The following is an 18,230-nucleotide window of genomic DNA, read 5'->3' as shown; positions in this document are numbered from 1 at the left end:
CACTCTATGTAACGATTTGTCTAAAAGCATGTAACACACTCCGTTGTTATACGAATGCTAATTTGATATAATTAATCCTAAGATCTTTGCAAGACCGTTTGTCTATCACTCTGCCAAGTGATAGATCTTTTTTATTTTCTACGTGTTACTAACGAAGCGTTAACTCCTCTTGCTCTTAAATCTTTAATCACTACACGATAACTTATCGATGCCTCATGTTCCTCTTTTGTATCACGAAGCATTTTAAATTCCCTTATACATCGCTCCAGCTCTTCTTCCCAGTGATTTGATTCTTCGGTTGATTCTGCATTAAACATGTTATGAATACATTCACTCATACAGTTACGAAGTTTATTCGCAAATGAAAAATCCCCTGGAAGAACTAGATCATGAAGACGATTGTTTTTATCGTTCATGAATTACATCTCCTTTCTAATTAATTTGATGCTGTACGCATCGTTACAACCAGAAAGGAACGTTGTAGAGGTAAGGGAGGAACAATCCCTTTCTGGTCATAACGACAAGCACAGTGGCTTGTCTCTTTTTATAAACACATTAAAAAACTATGGTATAATCTTCCTTTAAGGGAGGTGTAATATATGAAAATGATTAAGCTATCCGAAATCCTATTAAAATACATGACGACTGAGTATAAAAAACACGAAACTGATATGTTTTCTTTCGAAAGGTTCCAGGAACTATGTCCTGATGAAACTGACAAATCAATTTCAAAAGCTTTATGTTATTTACAAGATGAAGGTTTTGTATCTATATATGAAGCAGACAGTATTGCTTATATGACTACTTTACTTTCAGCAGGAATTGCATATTGTGAAGAAAATACTCTTCTAAAAAAAGGATACAAAGCTGCTAAAGAGATAAAATCTTGGATGCCCTAATCAATAACTATCCAGTCATCAGCAATTAGATCATCTGCTCGGGGACTCCATGCCCTTCGTGGTTCAACTTCACCAGGATTTACAGAATACGTTTTGCATAAATCATACGTATTTGTTGGTTTAAGTTTGACCTTAAAGGTGTTTATAAAATGCACTCGCGAAATATATCTATTTTGCTTTATTGCCAATTTAGTAGCTTCTTGTATATCCATAATTCCCCACCTCCTTTCTAATTAAATTAATGCTGTACGCATCGTTACAACCAGAAAGGAACATTGTAGGGGTATGTGGGAGGAACAATCCCTTTCTGGTCATAACGACAAGCACAGTGGCTTGTCCAAATGATTTATATAATGTTATAATTGCTTTACGATATTTTTCAGAGCTACTGTTGTCTAGGCGGTAGCTTTTTCTTTTGCCCATTTATGTTTCAAAATAAATGATGCTTCAATAATTTTGATTCGAATCCCCAACAATTTCTTTTCTTGCTTTAACTCAATTGTTTTTGAATCCTCATTAAGTAATTCTGCTATTTTAATTTCACCAGTTAGTTTTGCATCATAACGAATTAATTCCTTATATTCTTTTAAACTAGGTTTCTTATAATCTACTGTCATTTTCCTTCCCCCTTTACAGCACCTTTGTTAAATTCATTAAGCTATCCACTGATTGAATAATAACGTTCTCCGCCATGGCCTTTTGCAACCAACTTCTTTGTATTTGTTCCATAATGCCGAAATGAACTTGTTCAAGGGCTTGTACTACACATTGAGTAGCTTGGATTGTATCGAAAATTTCTTTTGCATGAACTGCGTATTCATGTTTCTTTTTTTCATCATGCTTCCATGACCTTGTTGTAACTTGTAGATTCATAATTTCTTTAGCTGCCGCAATCCCCTCTTCAGCTTGCTTAATGTAGTTCATCAATTGTAGATTTACATCTTGAGTTAAGCGTGGATCTGTAGGCGGTAATCCAACACCATAAATATGTTTAATTGCTTGTTGATTTAACTTTGCTCCTGTTGCATGGCACCAATCCATCGCAAGTTCAAATTCTGGTTTAGAAAGTCCAGATTCAATACGGGTTAGTCTTTCATGTGTAATACCAAGGTACTTAGATAACCCTTTCTTCGTTTTCAGCTGAACATTGTCACAACATTCTCTAGCATTCTGTAATAATTCTCCTATCGCTGAATTGCAGTATATGCTTGTTCCCATATCTGTTCGCCTCCATATTTAGTTTTCAAATAGTTACAATGAACTTAGTACATATGTAACTTGTCTATTTTTCGTATAAAAAGAGAGGAACTATTCCTCAACGTTTGATTTTACTTGTATCTCTTTGATGATGGCCCAACCAGCCTTGTAATATGCTTGACGGATTTTATCAATATCCTTTTGTGATTTTGGCTCAGGAGCCACAACATGGACTTTCGTTTTTCCAAATTCATAAGTCGCCGCATATTCTTCTTGTTGGCTCATGGTGTCACCTCTTGAAGTGCTTTTTATATGTTTATGCGACGGGTCTGTTGGTACTGCCATGTTAGTTGATGGCATTTAATCACCTCCAAGGAAACGTTTTGTTTCCTTTTTAATTAAAAAAAAGATCATCAATTGTTGTTTTATAGAGCTCCGCTATTTTTTTAGCCAATTCTAAAGAAGGTGTCCTATCACCCCTTTCAATAGCACCTAACATCTGAGGTGTAATTGAAAGCTTTTGTGCAACTTCTATTCTCGATTGATCATTTCTTAATTTAATCATTTTAATTCTTTTATTATTCATAATACCCCCTCCTTTAAGAAACATTTTGTTTCCTTACACCTCCAATATATAGAAACATTTCGTTTCTGTCAATATTTATTAGAAACTTTTCGTTTCCTTTGTGGATTTAGAAACTATACGTTTCTATAATTAAGAAAAAAGCTTCTACTCTTATTTAGAAAGAAGGAAAATTTATGCTTGGAAAGAAGATTGCTGAGCTCAGGAAAAATCAGAAACTAAGCCAATATGATCTTGCTGATAGGTTGGGATTTTCAAGAGGAAAGTTGGCCAATTATGAACAAGGACAACGTGAACCCGATTACGATACTTTAAAAAAAATTGCTGATTTCTTTGAAGTTTCAACTGATTACCTATTAGGTAGAACTGAAAAAAAGGAATTATTGTCTAACATGACACCAGGCTTATCGGAAAAGGAAGAGCGTGATATTGCGAAAGATTTAGAAAAAACATTAGAACAATTAGAAAACAGTGAAGAAGCATTAATGTTTGATGGAGAACCAATTGATGAACACACAAAAGAAATGATTCGCATTTCACTGGAAAACTCAATGCGCATGGCAAAACAATTAGCAAAACAAAAATTCACTCCAAACAAATATAAAAAAGATTGAGTGGAGTGAATTTATGGACATCAAAAAGTACGTATTAAACATCGTAGCAAAATATCAAACAATAGATCCATTTGAAATTGCTAGGCAAAAAAATATCATTGTGTTGTTTGAAGACTTAGGGAATACCCTTGGTTTTTACAACACTTATAAACGATTTAAATTTATTCATATTAATAATCAAATTAACGAAACCACTCAACGATTTGTTTGTGCACATGAATTAGGGCATGCTGTACTTCATCCTAAAGCAAACACCCCCTTCTTACGTAACCAAACATTCTTTTCGGTAGATCGTTTAGAAATTGAAGCAAATACATTTGCTGTGGAGTTGTTACTAACTGATGAAATGGTTTCTGAATACGAAGATACTCGTTTATCTATTCAAGAAGTTGCGGAGATTCATGGGGTTCCAGGTGGATTCGCTCGTTTGAAAATTTACCATGGTTAAAGTAAAACACGAAATTCTATTAAATTATCCAATTTGTTTTATTAGTAAGCACCTATGAAAATGATTTAAATGGTTAGAACGTAGTTGGTGAAATTAAATGAATTACAAAAGTTAACTATCAATACTTGATAGTTGAAAAATAGGAGACTATAACTATGAATAAATATTTAGACCTATTTAACACTGTCCTAAAAATCATCCCAATACCAGTTATTTTGTCGTTTATCTTCAGATATATCAGTAAAAACGACTTAGATATAGCCTTTGAACCAAAACAAAACAGATTTATAAAGAGATGTGTTAAAGACATATTTTTATTCTTTCTAACTTATATCTTATTTAATATTTCTATGTTAGTATGGTACATTCTCTCCAATATGTGGGGAGGATTCCACTCTAACTTATTCATGTTAATAATGCTTATTTTAGTAGGTGTAGTATTTATTATATACATTGCCTATGTATTTTCCTGGTCAATAACATTGGAGGAAAAAAACAGAGTAAACACTCAGAAAATAAAATATAAAATATTCTTTCCTTTCGTATCGAAAATTGAAAAAACTTTTCTTATGCCAATTTTCCTTATATTAATCTTTAATTGCTCGTACTTCCATTGTATTGTAATTAGTAATTTATTTAAACAAAGTCAAAGTAAGGTTGAAATAATAGAAAATAACTTGTCTATCTTAATAGGTGAGCCCGCTCTATATGCAGTCTTATCTGCTTCTATACTATTCCTTTATAATCTTAACAAACAACAAAAATCATTTTATACAATGACTCCTATAGATTATACTAAAATTCAAGATTTAACATTAATACATCTATACACTCGAAAAGATAATCAATGGGTATTAGTAGAACCAGATTATACAGTTACTCTAAATGAGGCTTATTTATATAACCCTGACAAAGATCAATGGCGCTTATACAAAAAAATTGATCTATCTAATAAATAAATCTACATAATGTAAATAACGCCCTAAACGAAATTGTCTCTTTACTACATCTGGAGAATACAAATTTACAATAGCTGCAGAAACTTCAGAATGGCATTATAAGATACAAAACTCGCTTGAGGTACATTAACTACCAAATAAAATACTTGAAAGCCTTTATAGGCTTTTCTTTTTCAAGTCAAAAAGAACGAATGTTCTTTTCCCTTCATAGAAAACAACGCTTCTATATTCATCATTAAAGCTTATAATAACTATTAAAAGGAGGATATGCTATGAAAACCGCAATTTACTTACGAAAATCCCGTGCCGATCTCGAAGCCGAAGCGCGAGGCGAAGGAGAAACATTAGCAAAGCACCGCACTACCCTGCTGAAAATTGCCAAGGAAATGAACTTAAATGTTTTATCTGTCCGTGAGGAAATCGTATCTGGTGAGAGCTTAGTAAAACGCCCTGAGATGTTAGCGCTGCTTGAAGAAATTGAAGATAACAAATATGATGTTGTTCTTTGTATGGATATGGATCGTTTAGGTCGTGGTGGTATGAAAGAGCAAGGAATCATTTTAGAGACGTTTAAACGCTCGAATACGAAGATTATGACACCTAGGAAGACTTATGACCTTAATGATGAGTGGGATGAAGAATACAGCGAATTTGAAGCTTTTATGGCTCGTAAGGAGTTAAAGATTATTACACGCCGTATGCAACGAGGTCGTGTCGCCAGTGTAGAGGCTGGGAATTACCTTGGTACACATGCACCATTCGGATATGATATCCATCGCTTAAATAAGCGAGAACGTACTTTAACGATTAATCCAGAAGAAGCTTCAGTTGTAAGAATGATATTTGATTGGTATGCAAATGAGGATATGGGTGCTAACGCAATCCGAAGCAAGTTAAATGATCTTGGCTACAAAAGTAAGCTAGGTAATGAATGGAACCCCTACAGCATCTTAGATATATTAAAGAACAATGTGTACATTGGAAAAGTAACGTGGCAAAAACGAAAAGAAGTAAAACGTCCTGATGCTGTGAAGCGTAGCTGTACAAGACAAGATAAATCAGATTGGATTATTGCTGATGGCAAACATGAACCAATCATACCTGAAAGTCTATTTGAACAAGTACAAGAAAAATTAAACTCAAGATATCACATTCCTTACAATACGAACGGAATTAAAAATCCACTAGCTGGTATTATTAAATGCTCTAAATGTGGTTACAGTATGGTCCAACGTTATCCGAAGAACCGAAAAGAAACGATGGATTGTAAACACCGTGGCTGTGAAAACAAATCAAGTTATACTGAATTAATTGAGAAGCGTTTACTCGAGGCATTGAAAGAATGGTACATCAATTATAAAGCTGATTTTGAAAAACATAAGCAAGATGACAAATTAAAAGAAACACAAGTTATTCAAATGAATGAAGCTGCATTACGCAAGCTTGAAAAAGAATTAGTGGATGTCCAAAAACAAAAAAATAATTTACATGATTTATTAGAACGTGGTGTTTACACAGTCGATATGTTTTTAGAACGCTCGAATGTAGTTTCTGACCGTATAACTGAAATTACTTCCACTATGGAAAACCTAAAGAAAGAAATTAAAACCGAAATTAAGAAGGAAAAAGTCAAGAAAGATACAATACCTCAAGTGGAGCATGTTCTTGATTTGTACTTTAAAACAGATGATCCCAAAAAGAAAAACAGCCTCCTAAAGTCGGTTTTAGAAAAGGCTGTTTATAAAAAGGAAAAGTGGCAAAGGCTCGATGATTTCGAACTTGTGCTTTACCCTAAGCTCCCTCAAGATGGCGACATATAAGCGTTTATGCATTGTTGTCACCTTGTTGGTGTAATTAGATTTACCCCATTTAATCCTAATGCATCATTCGTCGAAACCGCCAATACGACAGGCTTGCCATTTCTTAACGTCGCTTTTGCTGCCATTAGTACTGGAGAGTCTGTCATTGCATTTGCAAATTTACTCATAGAATTTCCTGTTAAAGGAGCGATTACCATGCAGTCTAATGGAATTTTAGGTCCAAGTGGCTCTGCTCCAACAATTGAATTAATTGCTTTAAAACCTGTTATTTCTTCAATTTTCTTAATCCACTCTGCTCCTTCTCCAAATCTAGTATTTGTTGATTGAACAGTGTATGAAACAACGGGACGTACTTCTGCCCCTTCAGCAATTAATTTTTCTAAGTGCGGCATAACTTCCTCATACGTACAATGTGAACCCGTAAATCCGAAACCAATTCGTTTCCCCTTCAAACTCATTTCTTTTCCTCCTCCTTTGCAATTGCATCTGCTGCTAATAACTGAGAAAGAACATTTGCTAAAATTTGCCCAGCCGTTTTGGGAGCAACAATACCTGGTAATCCAGGTGCTAGCAACGCTTTGACTCCTCTTTTTTCCGCATATCTAAAGTCAGTACCGCCTGGTTTAGAAGCTAAATCAATCACTAACGTATGAGCTGGCATTTTTGCAATAACATTCGCTGTTACAACGAGGTGCGGAATTGTATTGATTACAATATCGATATTTCCTACTTCTTTCTCTATGTCTTGCATATGAAAAGGAGAAAACATCATTTCTGTAATACGTGCAATATGTTCAGATCGTCTTGCTCCAACTTTGACATGGGCTCCTAATGATTGAAATGCTCTCGCAACACTCATTCCTGTTCTACCAAATCCTAGAACCATTACATTGGACCCATGAATTGTATAGTCGGTATGTTGAATTACCATCATTAATGTACCTTCTACAGTTGGAATAGAATTGTATATTGCCACATCATCACGATCAAATAATTTAACAAGTTTTCGGTTCGTAGTAGATACGAGATTTTCCAAGTAAGGTGTACCAATACCCGAATATATAGTAAAGTGTTCTGGTGTATTTTCAATTTGTTCTTTCGTTATTGAAACTTTTTCATTTGAAAAAATAGTATCTACTTCTCCTTTAGCATTTGTACCTGCAACCGGCAAAATAATTGCGTCTACAGAAGTGAAATCTAAATTTTGTATACTTTCTTTTGCTGCCCCTGTGAAACCATGATCTAACTGATCAAACCCTATCAAAGAAAGTTTCGCATCCAATTCAACTAGCTTACGAATTACTTCTAGCTGCCTTGCATCTCCTCCTATGACAGCAATATGCATCTCAGTCAACATTCCCTAATTCACCTTCTTTTTCTGTCATTTATAAGAAAAGTGCCTACTTTTTCTTTTTCCTCCACATCATATGTAATGTACGAGTTTATGGTGATTGAAAATCCAAATGCACATATGATTTATCAGGTTTCTATGTAGATACAAAAAAAGATGACCAAAATGGCCATCCTTCACTCCGAATTTGAACGATCTATACTATCACAAAGAAGCATATCATGTCCGACTTTCTTTATTTGACTCCATGCCACCCTTACTTCTTGTGGTTCCTTTTTAAAACCTCCCCACTTCCCTACAGGTATTATAAGTGTTTGTATTTGTCCGTCTTTCTCATTAATCTCTAAATCCATATAACCTAAGACTCCCATTTTTTCCGCTTTTTCTATATCTACAACCTCTTTACCACTTAATTCACTTAATCGCATACATACTCCACTCCCACTACTGAATTTTTCATTTGCATTGTCTATAATTAGTACCTATTCTATATGTATAAAAAAAATAACCTTCTCTCATTTAAAAAGAGAGAAGGTTATTATCAGATACATCATAAAAATCGATTATAGTTTTATTCCTTTTGGAAGTTTTCCATCTGGACTAATAAGTGCCGCAGAGAATTCATCAGTAAACATGTTGCGAATTAATCCGTCCACATTTTCTTTTGTTACAGTGTTTACACTTTCAATAATCTCATCAAGTGAACGATGTTTACGAAGAAGCAATTCATTTTTACCGTTACGGCTCATACGGCTATTTGTACTTTCTAAACTTAACATTAAGTTTCCTTTTAATTGCTCTTTACTATTCATAAGCTCTTTTTCTGTAATACCTGTATTTTTCAATGTCTCTAATGTTTCTTGCATTGTTTCATACAGTGTATCTAATTGTTGGCTACCTGTTCCACCGTAAAGTGTTAACATACCTGTATCTTCATAAGAAGAGTGGTAAGAAAATACCGAGTAAGCTAATCCACGTTGCTCACGTACTTCTTGGAATAAACGGCTACTCATGCTACCGCCTAAAACATTATTTAATACAATTAAGTTATAAATATCTTCGTGTCCCATTTGTAAACCTTTATATCCTAGACATAAATGAGCTTGTTCCGTTTCCTTTTTACGGGCTACCTTATTAAAATGGAAAATTGGGCTATGTACTTGTTCACGGTTTGTTGTTCCTTCATAACTACCGAAATATTGCTCCACTGTTTGTAAAAATGCTTCATCAATATTTCCTGCAACTGATACAACTACATTTTCAGGTGTGTAATGATCTTTTATATATTGACGTAACGTATCACCTGTAAACGTATTAAGCGTTTCTTCTGTTCCTAAAATAGGATATCCAAGTGGATGCGTTTCATATGTTGCTTTCGTTAACATATCATGCACAATATCATCTGGCGCATCTTCGTACATTTTAATTTCTTCACATACGACATTCTTCTCTTTTTTCAGTTCTTCCTCATCAAATGTTGAATTAAAGAACATATCTGCTAAAACATCTAAAGCATATTTAGCATGCTCATCTAATACTTTTGCATAGTAACAAGTATATTCTTTTGAAGTAAATGCATTCACTTGACCACCAATGCTATCAAATGATTCTGCAATCTCTCGTGCACTACGTGTCTCTGTCCCTTTAAAGAACATATGCTCTAAAAAGTGAGAAATCCCATTATTTTTTTCATTTTCATTTCTTGATCCCGCATGGATCCAAATACCAATTGCAACCGATCTTACAGTTGGTATATTCTCCATAACTATTCTTACACCATTTTTACAAGTATATTTTTTAATCAAAAACTTTCCTCCTACTGCCAGTTTCTCTAAATAAAACGCTATTATTTAATGATAACAAGTTTAAGGATGAATGTCATGCAAATGTATTTAATCCACACGTTTTTCATCCAGTAATTCAGTTATATTCCCCACTTTATATCCTTGTTCCTTCAATTTTGTAATCATTATATCTAAAGCCTCTGCTGTAGACGAAGTAGGATGCATTAATATGATAGCACCTGGATGTATTTTTCTCATTACTCTCTGCAATAGTACATCTGGCTCAGGTCGCTGCCAATCAATCGTATCTACAGTCCACATAATCGTTCCCATTTGAAAATCATCTGCAATCTTTACGACTTCATCTCGAAAGCTTCCACTCGGCGGGGCAAACCATCTTACTTTTTGATTCGTTGCTACTTCTATCATTCGATTTGTTTTTTGTAACTGATCTCGTATTTCATCTGAGGATAACGTTTTCATATTAGGGTGTGTGTATGAGTGATTTCCAACTTCTTGTTTTGCATCGACAATCATTTTTGCAAACCGCAAATTTTCTTTCACCCAACGTCCTTCTAAAAAGAAAGTGGCCTTCACATCATGCTTTTTCAAGATTTCTAATATGCGAGGCAAATACTCATTTCCCCATGCCACATTTATTGTTAATCCTACCATCTTTTTATTTGGATGCCCTCTATAAATTGGAGCTGGTGATAAATCTTCCAAATGAACACTCGGTGAGACTTCTTTGAATTCAAGATATTTTTGATCAAATTCCTTTAGCTTCTTCATATTATTATACGATGCTTCAATATCCACTTGTCTTCCATTATATCCAGGTGTTGCCTTCCATATTTTATCAATCATCGCATTTTGAGGTGCAATCTCATACTGTTTTGCATGCTTTTGAATTTCTTCATGCAAGTTATCTTGTGCAAAAACAGAATAAGAGCCTAAACTGACATATAAAGAAAATATACATATGTATGCCAATATACGAACTTTCATATAAACCCTCCCAAATTAACTATATAAAAACATTTTCTTCTTATCTTTGTTAATTTGAGCGTTATAATGAAAACTATACCTATACCGACATAAAAATATATGAACATCATGTTTTTTACATAACAAAAAAAGCCAGTTTAACTGGCTTTTACTTATTGCTGCTCTTGTTTGTCTTCTTCTTTAGCAGCTTCTTTTTCTTGCTCTTCTTTTAGCAATACTTTTCTAGATAGATTTACGCGACCTTGCTTGTCAATCTCGATAACTTTAACTGTAATTACATCACCGATTTTCACAACGTCTTCTACTTTACCTACACGCTCAAGTGCAAGTTCAGAAATATGAACTAATCCATCTTTACCGCTGAATAATTCAACGAAAGCACCGAATTTCTCAACACGTTTCACTTTTCCTTCGTAGATCTCACCTACTTGTACTTCGCGAACGATATCTTCGATAATCTTCTTAGCTTTGTCGTTCATTTCTTGATTTATTGATGAAATGAATACTGTACCATCTTGCTCGATGTCAATTTTAACACCAGTTTCTTCAATAATTTTATTGATTTGTTTACCGCTTGGTCCAATAACGTCACGGATTTTATCTGGGTTAATTGTCATTATAATAATCTTTGGAGCGTAAGCTGATAATTCAGTACGTGGCTCTGCAATAACAGATAACATATGATTTAGAATGTGCACACGACCAATTTTCGCTTGTTGTAATGCCTCTTCTAAAATCTCACGTGATAAACCATCGATTTTAATGTCCATTTGCAGTGCAGTTACACCTTGTGCTGTACCTGCTACTTTAAAGTCCATATCACCTAAATGATCTTCCATACCTTGAATATCAGATAAAATTGTGTAATGCTCACCAGATTTAACCAGACCCATTGCAATACCTGCAACTGGAGCTTTAAGTGGAACACCCGCATCCATCATTGCTAAAGTACTACCACAAATACTTGCTTGTGAAGTAGAACCATTTGATTCTAATACTTCAGATACAAGGCGTACTGTGTATGGGAAATCTTTTTCAGATGGAATTACAGGCTCAAGTGCGCGCTCTCCTAGTGCCCCGTGACCAATTTCACGACGACCTGGTCCACGCATCGGTCTTGTTTCACCAACACTAAATGATGGGAAATTGTAATGGTGCATAAAGCGTTTTGATTCTTCTACACCAAGACCATCTAAAATTTGCACATCGCCTAATGCACCTAATGTACAAATACTTAATGCTTGTGTTTGTCCACGTGTGAATAAACCAGAACCGTGTGTACGAGATAAAATACCAACCTCTGATGCTAAAGGACGGATTTCGTCACCTTTACGGCCATCTGGGCGAATTTTTTCAACTGTAATAAGACGACGTACTTCTTCTTTTACAATTTTATATAAAATCTCATTTACTTGTCCTAATGTATCAGCGTCAGCTTCTTCAGCTTCGTAATGCTCAATTACACGCTTTTTCACTTCGTTAATTGCATCTTCACGTGCATGTTTCTCATGTACTTGAATTGCAGAATGCATATCCTTCTCAGCCATTTCACGTACAGCTTGATTAAGATCAGCGTCAACTTCATAAAGTTTCACTTCTGATTTCTCTTTACCTACAGCTTGTACAATCTCTTCTTGGAATGCAATTAAACGTTTAATTTCGTCATGACCAAACATAATTGCTTCTAACATTGTTTCTTCAGGCACTTGATCTGCTCCTGCTTCAACCATGTTAATCGCATCTTTCGTACCAGCTACAACTAAGTGGATATCACTTTGTTCTTGCTGTTCTACTGTTGGATTAATAACGAATTCGCCATTAATACGACCAACTGTCGCACCAGCGATTGGACCTTCAAATGGAATATCTGAAATCGATAACGCTAATGAAGAACCAAGCATAGCTGCCATTTCAGAAGAACAATCTTGATCAACACTCATTACAATGCTGACAACTTGCACTTCGTTACGGAAACCATCTGCGAATAGCGGACGAATTGGACGGTCGATTAAACGACTTGCCAAAATTGCTTTTTCACTTGGACGACCTTCACGCTTAATAAAACCGCCAGGAATTTTTCCGACTGCATATAAACGCTCTTCATAGTTTACTGTAAGTGGGAAAAAATCTACATTTTTAGCTTCTTTTGATGCAGTTGCTGTAGATAGAACCGCTGTATCGCCATATCTTACTAATACTGCTCCGTTCGCTTGTTTGGCAAGCTGACCAGTTTCAACTGTTAGCTGGCGACCAGCTAAATCTATCGAGAAGACTTGCTTTTCTTGACTCATTTAAGTACCCCTCTCAATTTAAAGTATTCAATTCTTCTATGTAAATGGATAGTATATCACAATATTCTACCTCTAGTATTGCCTAAAATTAAGTAAGCTATAAAGCGTAGAAGATATATTTTTACCTAACAAAAAAGCGGGAATATTCCCGCTTCTTTGACTATCGACGTAAGCCAAGCTTTGTGATTAATTCACGGTAACGTGTGATATCGCTATTACGAAGGTAAGTTAGTAAGTTACGACGTTTACCAACCATCTTTAATAGACCACGACGTGAATGATGATCTTTCTTGTGAGTACGTAAGTGCTCGTTTAGAGTGTTAATTTGCTCCGTTAGGACAGCAATTTGAACCTCTGGAGAACCAGTATCAGTCTCATGAGTTCTAAATTGTGCAATGATTTCGTTTTTACGCTCTTGTGTTAAAGCCATCCTATTTCACCTCCTATTAATTAAACCCCCAATTACCTAGCAAGCGTCGGTGAGTCGCAATGCCAAGCAATGGTTGTCATAAAGTACATAACATAGAATACTACTTTTCATTTGAAAAAGCAAGTATATTCTTTTCGCTCGCAAAATATTCTTGTGCTGTTTTCTTATCTTTTGCGATTTGTTCAACTAACTCATCAATGCCATTGAATTTCTTCTCTTCTCTTATACGCATATGCCACTCTACTGTAACATTTTGGTCGTATATATCTTTGTTAAATTCAAATAAGTGCACTTCAATTGATAATTGACGCTCATCTTCTTTAAAAGTCGGTTTATATCCAATATTACATACACCATCGTACCATTCATCGTGAACTTTTAATCTCACTGCATAAACACCTACAGGTGGCAATAAATACTCATCACTTAAACCTACATTAGCTGTTGGAAAACCAATTTGGCGTCCACGTTTGTCGCCGTGTATAACTGTTCCCGCTACAGTATAGGCTCTACCTAAAATAGATGGAATTTGTTCCATTTCGCCATTTCGAATTAACTTTCGTAATGCTGTAGAACTTACTTTCTCTTCTTGAAATTCAACTTTTTCAATCACAGTCTGTGTAAACTCCCCTCTTGCATGAAATGGTAAAGTCTCCATCTTTCCTTTTCCTAAACGTCCATATGAATAATCAAACCCTGCTACTACATGCTTTACATTTAAACCAATAATATAATCATCTACAAATTGTTGCGGTAATAACCCTGCAAATGATTCATCAAATTTAATCACATATAATATATCGATTCCTAAGCTTTCGACTATTTTTTCTTTATCACGCATTGGTGTAATATACTCCACATGCGCATCCTTTTTCCCTAAAACAACAGATGGGTGGGGATGAAATGTCATAACTGCACTTTTATATCCTCTGTCGTCCGCTATTTTTTTCGCAGTTCGAATTACACATTGATGTCCTAAATGAATGCCATCAAAAAATCCTAATGCCATTACAGTAGGTGGTAATTCTAATTTATTTTGTTCATGTGGATGAGTTAAATGAATAAGTTTCACGCTTGAATTCACCTTTTTCTGTAATAATCCTTCCAATAATTCATTATAGCTTTAGTTCTTGATTATTCACAAGTACTTTCATCGGCTTTAACATGCCAGGATGTTTCGGATGATGTTCATAAATTGCTAAGCAACGATCATTTTTATCAAACACTGTAATAAATGGTGCCGTTATTTCTAATTCATTCTTTAAGAACATACCATTCTTAATTTTCTCTGCTTGCTTTTCATCTACAACCATTTTTGGAAACTTACTTAATGCTTCATCAATTGAAATGAAGATAGACTCTACTGTTCCATTTTGCACGTTTTCTTCAATTTCTTCAAATGATATGCAATCTTCTAATAAAAATTCACCAGATGCCGTTCTTACAAGGTGAGACATATGTGATGGGAAACCAAGTTTCTCCCCAATCATTACCGCTAACGTTCTTACATATGTTCCTTTACTACACGTTACACGGAAACGGAATGAAATATTTTCTCCTTCAAAAACTTCACGATCATCAAGTAATACGAACTCATGAATCGTAATTGTACGAACTGGACGTTCCACCTCTTGTCCTGCTCTTGCATATTCGTATAATTTTTTCCCGTTTACTTTTACAGCCGAGAACATTGGTGGCTTTTGTTCAATCGTGCCTGTTAATTCAGCAAGAACTTTTTCTATTTCCTTACGAGTAATAGCACGATCTATATTTTTCGTTTCAACAACCTCACCAGAAGCATCTTCAGTTGTCGTTGAAAATCCTAATGTTACTTCACCTTCATATGTTTTCGTTTCACTTGTTAAAAATTGTGCAATTTTTGTTGCTCTTCCGACGCAAATTGGTAATACTCCTGTTACATCTGGGTCTAATGTTCCCGTATGACCAATTCTCTTTTCTCTCAATACCTTTCTTAATTTAAATACACAATCATGTGATGTCATGCCTTTTGGCTTATGTAATAATACTACACCTTCCATATATGTTCACCTCATCATAATTCTTTCGTAGTAAATATCCAAAACTTATTTTGCATTGAAAAAATGGATAGACAAATGTCTATCCATTATTCTTCACGTTTACCGTCTTTATTAATTTCATGTAAAAGTGTATCAATTCGATGACCATATCCGATAGACTCATCAAACTCAAAGGTAATTTCCGGTGTTTTACGAAGACGAATACGTTGGCCAATTTCTGAACGAATAAAGCCTTTTGCCTTCGCTAAACCTTTTAACGTATTTTCTTTCTGTTCTTCGTCACCTAAAACAGAAATATATACTTTGGCAATTTGTAAATCACCACTCACTTGTACATCTGTTACTGTAACAAATCCGATACGTGGGTCTTTAATTTTACGACTAATGATGTCGCCTAATTCTTTTTTCATTTGCTCGCCTACACGGTTTGCACGTAATTTCATAACTCTTCACCTCATTCAATACCATTCCAATTGTGTTATCGTACGTTCAATTTCAGGAAATGAATCGATGTACTCCAGTACACGATTCATTTCTTTTTCACAGATAACACGATTTGAGGATACGGAAACAATCGCAATTTCTGTACGTTGCCATACATCTTGATGCCCAACTTCAGAAACAGCTACATTATAGCGCTGTTTCACACGAGTTAGCACTCGTTGCAAAATTGCCCGTTTCTCTTTTAAAGAATGTACATCGTAAATCATACACTCGAATGAGAGTGAAGCGACAATCATCGCTTCACTTCTTCCATAACGTATGCTTCAATGATGTCCCCTTCTTTAAGGTCATTATATCTCTCAATTGTAATACCACACTCATAGTTTTGTGCAACTTCTTTTACGTCGTCTTTGAAACGTTTTAACGTATCAAGTTGTCCTTCGAAAATTACTATACCATCGCGGATAATACGAACGCCACTATCGCGTGTAATTTTACCGTCAATTACGTAACAACCTGCAATTGTTCCAACTTTTGTTACCTTGAATGTTTGACGAACTTCCGCTTGACCGATTACTTTTTCTTCGAATTCTGGATCAAGCATACCTTGCATTGCTAATTCAATTTCTTCGATTACTTTGTAGATAATGCGGTGTAAGCGAACATCAACGTTCTCTAATTCAGCTGTACGCTTCGCGTTCACATCCGGACGTACGTTAAATCCAATTACAATTGCATTAGATGCAGAAGCTAAAATAATATCAGATTCTGTAATCGCACCTACACCAGTGTGAATGATTTTAACTTTTACGCCTTCAACATCAATTTTACGAAGTGATGCTGCCATCGCTTCAACAGAACCTTGTACGTCTGCTTTTACGATTAAGTTGATTTCTTTTACATCGCTCTCTTGGATTTGTTGGAATAAATCTTCAAGGCTTAATTTAGATTTCTCACCACGTTGTGCAACTAACGCTTCTTGTGCACGTGATTCACCGATTTGACGAGCTTTCTTCTCATCAGCGAATGCCATGAAACGATCTCCAGCCTGTGGTACTTCATTTAAACCTGTAATTTCAACAGGAGTTGATGGACCAGCAACTTTTACACGACGACCAATATCACTTACCATTGCACGAACACGTCCGAATGAAGTTCCAACAACAATTGGATCTCCAACTCGAAGCGTACCGTTTTGAACTAATAATGTCGCGATAGTTCCTTTACCTTTATCAAGCTGTGCTTCAATTACAGTACCCGTTGCATAACGATTTGGGTTTGCTTTATATTCTTCTACTTCACTTACAAGAAGAATCATCTCTAGCAAGTTGTCAATGCCTTCGCCTTGAATTGCAGAAATTGGTACGAAAATTGTGTCTCCGCCCCAAGCTTCTGGAACTAATTCATATTCTGTTAATTCTTGCATTACACGATCAGGATTCGCCGCTGGTTTATCCATTTTATTCACAGCAACAATAATTGGTACTCCAGCTGCTTTTGCATGGCTAATCGCTTCAACTGTTTGTGGCATAACACCGTCATCAGCTGCAACAACAAGGATTGTAATATCAGTTACTTGCGCACCACGAGCACGCATTGTTGTAAATGCCGCGTGACCAGGCGTATCTAAGAATGTAATTTTCTTATCATTTACTTCAACTTGGTATGCACCAATATGCTGAGTAATTCCACCAGCTTCGCCAGCAGTTACTTTTGAATTACGAATAGAGTCAAGTAATGTTGTTTTACCATGGTCAACGTGTCCCATAATCGTAACAACAGCTGGACGCTCTTTTAAGTTTTCTTCATCATCTTGCTCATCCATGAATGTTTCAAACTCAGTTTCACTTACCACTATTTCTTCTTCTACTTCAATACCGTAATCAGTAGCGATTAACTCAATTGTATCTTTATCTAAATCTTGGTTAATTGTCGCCATAATTCCTAGCATGAAGAGCTTTTTAATAATTTCAGATGGCTCTTTGCTTAACTTTTTAGCAAGTTCACCTACTGTAAGGCTTCCAGAGAAAGTAATTTTATCTGGTGTTTCTACTATTTGTGTTTGTTGTCTTCCAGCAAAGTTATCTTGACGTTTGTCTTCATTTCCTTTGCCTTTTTTCTTTTTCTTATTGCTGTTCTTTTTACTGCGAACAACTTTCTCTTCTACTTCAAACTCATCTGCAACAGAAGGTTTTTCCGCTCCAGTGTTATATTCATTATCTAATTTATTTACTACTTCGTCTTCTAACATTGTCATATGATTCGAAACCTCGATATTCATCTCTTTAAGTTTTGTCATAAGATCTTTACTTGAGATATTATTTTTTTTTGCATATTCATGTACTCGAATTTTACTCATACCT

At 35.2% G+C, this 18,230-nt stretch carries 22 protein-coding genes and 1 pseudogene; 5 read left to right on the top strand and 18 right to left on the bottom strand.

What is annotated here, in order from left to right; all coding sequences use genetic code 11:
• Window positions 1-131 precede the first annotated feature (131 nt).
• Window positions 132-416: a hypothetical protein gene (locus ASE54_RS07530; protein ID WP_000998369.1), complete on the bottom strand. Its 285-nt coding sequence runs from the start codon at window positions 414-416 to the stop codon at window positions 132-134.
• A 183-nt stretch (window positions 417-599) separates the two neighbouring features.
• On the opposite strand from ASE54_RS07530, the gene ASE54_RS07525 reads away from it, so the two are divergent.
• Window positions 600-899, top strand: a complete 300-nt coding sequence (locus tag ASE54_RS07525; RefSeq protein ID WP_000782004.1) for a hypothetical protein — start codon at window positions 600-602, stop codon at window positions 897-899.
• Here ASE54_RS07525 and ASE54_RS07520 read toward each other — a convergent pair.
• The 5 genes from ASE54_RS07520 to ASE54_RS07500 form a co-directional block, all read right to left on the bottom strand.
• A complete protein-coding gene (locus ASE54_RS07520; RefSeq protein WP_000354295.1) occupies window positions 896-1,111 on the bottom strand; it encodes a hypothetical protein in 216 nt (71 codons plus the stop codon). The genes ASE54_RS07525 and ASE54_RS07520 overlap by 4 nt on opposite strands.
• Before the next feature lie 183 nt (window positions 1,112-1,294).
• Window positions 1,295-1,516 (bottom strand): hypothetical protein, encoded by a 222-nt coding sequence (locus tag ASE54_RS07515; protein WP_000215309.1) that lies wholly within the window; start codon window positions 1,514-1,516, stop codon window positions 1,295-1,297.
• Window positions 1,517-1,529: 13 nt separating this feature from the next.
• On the bottom strand, window positions 1,530-2,117 hold the full coding sequence (locus ASE54_RS07510) for a hypothetical protein (RefSeq protein ID WP_000537277.1): 588 nt from the start codon (window positions 2,115-2,117) through the stop codon (window positions 1,530-1,532).
• A gap of 90 nt (window positions 2,118-2,207) precedes the next feature.
• A complete protein-coding gene (locus tag ASE54_RS07505; protein ID WP_001141265.1) occupies window positions 2,208-2,456 on the bottom strand; it encodes a hypothetical protein in 249 nt (82 codons plus the stop codon).
• Between the two features lie 34 nt (window positions 2,457-2,490).
• Window positions 2,491-2,682 (bottom strand): helix-turn-helix domain-containing protein, encoded by a 192-nt coding sequence (locus tag ASE54_RS07500; protein WP_001060851.1) that lies wholly within the window; start codon window positions 2,680-2,682, stop codon window positions 2,491-2,493.
• A gap of 173 nt (window positions 2,683-2,855) precedes the next feature.
• On the opposite strand from ASE54_RS07500, the gene ASE54_RS07495 reads away from it, so the two are divergent.
• From ASE54_RS07495 to ASE54_RS07480, 4 genes are all read left to right on the top strand, one after another.
• The gene (locus tag ASE54_RS07495) at window positions 2,856-3,293 is read left to right on the top strand and encodes a helix-turn-helix domain-containing protein (protein ID WP_000900757.1); all 438 of its coding nucleotides are present in this window, start codon (window positions 2,856-2,858) and stop codon (window positions 3,291-3,293) included.
• Window positions 3,294-3,306: 13 nt separating this feature from the next.
• Window positions 3,307-3,741 carry an ImmA/IrrE family metallo-endopeptidase gene (locus ASE54_RS07490; RefSeq protein ID WP_000351864.1) on the top strand — a complete coding sequence of 145 codons (435 nt, stop codon included), beginning with the start codon at window positions 3,307-3,309 and terminating at the stop codon, window positions 3,739-3,741.
• A 155-nt stretch (window positions 3,742-3,896) separates the two neighbouring features.
• Window positions 3,897-4,700: a hypothetical protein gene (locus ASE54_RS07485; RefSeq protein WP_001046154.1), complete on the top strand. Its 804-nt coding sequence runs from the start codon at window positions 3,897-3,899 to the stop codon at window positions 4,698-4,700.
• Between the two features lie 272 nt (window positions 4,701-4,972).
• Window positions 4,973-6,520, top strand: a complete 1,548-nt coding sequence (locus tag ASE54_RS07480; RefSeq protein WP_000844788.1) for a recombinase family protein — start codon at window positions 4,973-4,975, stop codon at window positions 6,518-6,520.
• 32 nt (window positions 6,521-6,552) lie between these two features.
• Here ASE54_RS07480 and dpaB read toward each other — a convergent pair.
• The 12 genes and pseudogenes from dpaB to infB all read right to left on the bottom strand — a co-directional run.
• A pseudogene (dpaB, locus tag ASE54_RS07475) lies at window positions 6,553-6,978 on the bottom strand (dipicolinate synthase subunit B); the annotation flags it as partial.
• A complete protein-coding gene (dpaA, locus tag ASE54_RS07470; protein ID WP_000954735.1) occupies window positions 6,975-7,877 on the bottom strand; it encodes a dipicolinic acid synthetase subunit A in 903 nt (300 codons plus the stop codon). The gene dpaA and the pseudogene dpaB, both read right to left, overlap by 4 nt.
• A 170-nt stretch (window positions 7,878-8,047) precedes the next feature.
• The gene (locus ASE54_RS07465) at window positions 8,048-8,299 is read right to left on the bottom strand and encodes a YlmC/YmxH family sporulation protein (RefSeq protein WP_001239759.1); all 252 of its coding nucleotides are present in this window, start codon (window positions 8,297-8,299) and stop codon (window positions 8,048-8,050) included.
• A gap of 135 nt (window positions 8,300-8,434) precedes the next feature.
• Window positions 8,435-9,676 (bottom strand): pitrilysin family protein, encoded by a 1,242-nt coding sequence (locus ASE54_RS07460; protein WP_000593001.1) that lies wholly within the window; start codon window positions 9,674-9,676, stop codon window positions 8,435-8,437.
• An 87-nt stretch (window positions 9,677-9,763) separates the two neighbouring features.
• The gene (locus tag ASE54_RS07455) at window positions 9,764-10,663 is read right to left on the bottom strand and encodes a polysaccharide deacetylase family protein (RefSeq protein ID WP_000868223.1); all 900 of its coding nucleotides are present in this window, start codon (window positions 10,661-10,663) and stop codon (window positions 9,764-9,766) included.
• A gap of 152 nt (window positions 10,664-10,815) precedes the next feature.
• Window positions 10,816-12,954: a polyribonucleotide nucleotidyltransferase gene (pnp, locus tag ASE54_RS07450; protein ID WP_000076743.1), complete on the bottom strand. Its 2,139-nt coding sequence runs from the start codon at window positions 12,952-12,954 to the stop codon at window positions 10,816-10,818.
• A gap of 160 nt (window positions 12,955-13,114) precedes the next feature.
• Window positions 13,115-13,384: a 30S ribosomal protein S15 gene (gene rpsO / locus ASE54_RS07445; RefSeq protein ID WP_001229392.1), complete on the bottom strand. Its 270-nt coding sequence runs from the start codon at window positions 13,382-13,384 to the stop codon at window positions 13,115-13,117.
• 100 nt (window positions 13,385-13,484) lie between these two features.
• On the bottom strand, window positions 13,485-14,456 hold the full coding sequence (gene ribF, locus ASE54_RS07440) for a bifunctional riboflavin kinase/FAD synthetase (protein ID WP_000766703.1): 972 nt from the start codon (window positions 14,454-14,456) through the stop codon (window positions 13,485-13,487).
• 43 nt (window positions 14,457-14,499) lie between these two features.
• A complete protein-coding gene (gene truB, locus ASE54_RS07435) occupies window positions 14,500-15,423 on the bottom strand; it encodes a tRNA pseudouridine(55) synthase TruB (RefSeq protein ID WP_000399363.1) in 924 nt (307 codons plus the stop codon).
• An 86-nt stretch (window positions 15,424-15,509) separates the two neighbouring features.
• On the bottom strand, window positions 15,510-15,866 hold the full coding sequence (rbfA, locus tag ASE54_RS07430) for a 30S ribosome-binding factor RbfA (protein WP_000776437.1): 357 nt from the start codon (window positions 15,864-15,866) through the stop codon (window positions 15,510-15,512).
• A gap of 15 nt (window positions 15,867-15,881) precedes the next feature.
• Window positions 15,882-16,163, bottom strand: coding sequence for a DUF503 family protein (locus ASE54_RS07425; protein ID WP_000634349.1), 282 nt, complete (start codon window positions 16,161-16,163; stop codon window positions 15,882-15,884).
• Window positions 16,160-18,226, bottom strand: coding sequence for a translation initiation factor IF-2 (gene infB / locus ASE54_RS07420; protein WP_000036346.1), 2,067 nt, complete (start codon window positions 18,224-18,226; stop codon window positions 16,160-16,162). The genes ASE54_RS07425 and infB overlap by 4 nt, the downstream gene beginning before the upstream one ends.
• Between the last annotated feature and the right edge of the window lie 4 nt (window positions 18,227-18,230).

The organism is Bacillus sp. Root131, from assembly GCF_001429475.1.
GTDB classification, from domain to species: domain Bacteria; phylum Bacillota; class Bacilli; order Bacillales; family Bacillaceae_G; genus Bacillus_A; species Bacillus_A thuringiensis_S.
This window is presented reverse-complemented; position numbering and strand designations above follow the sequence as displayed.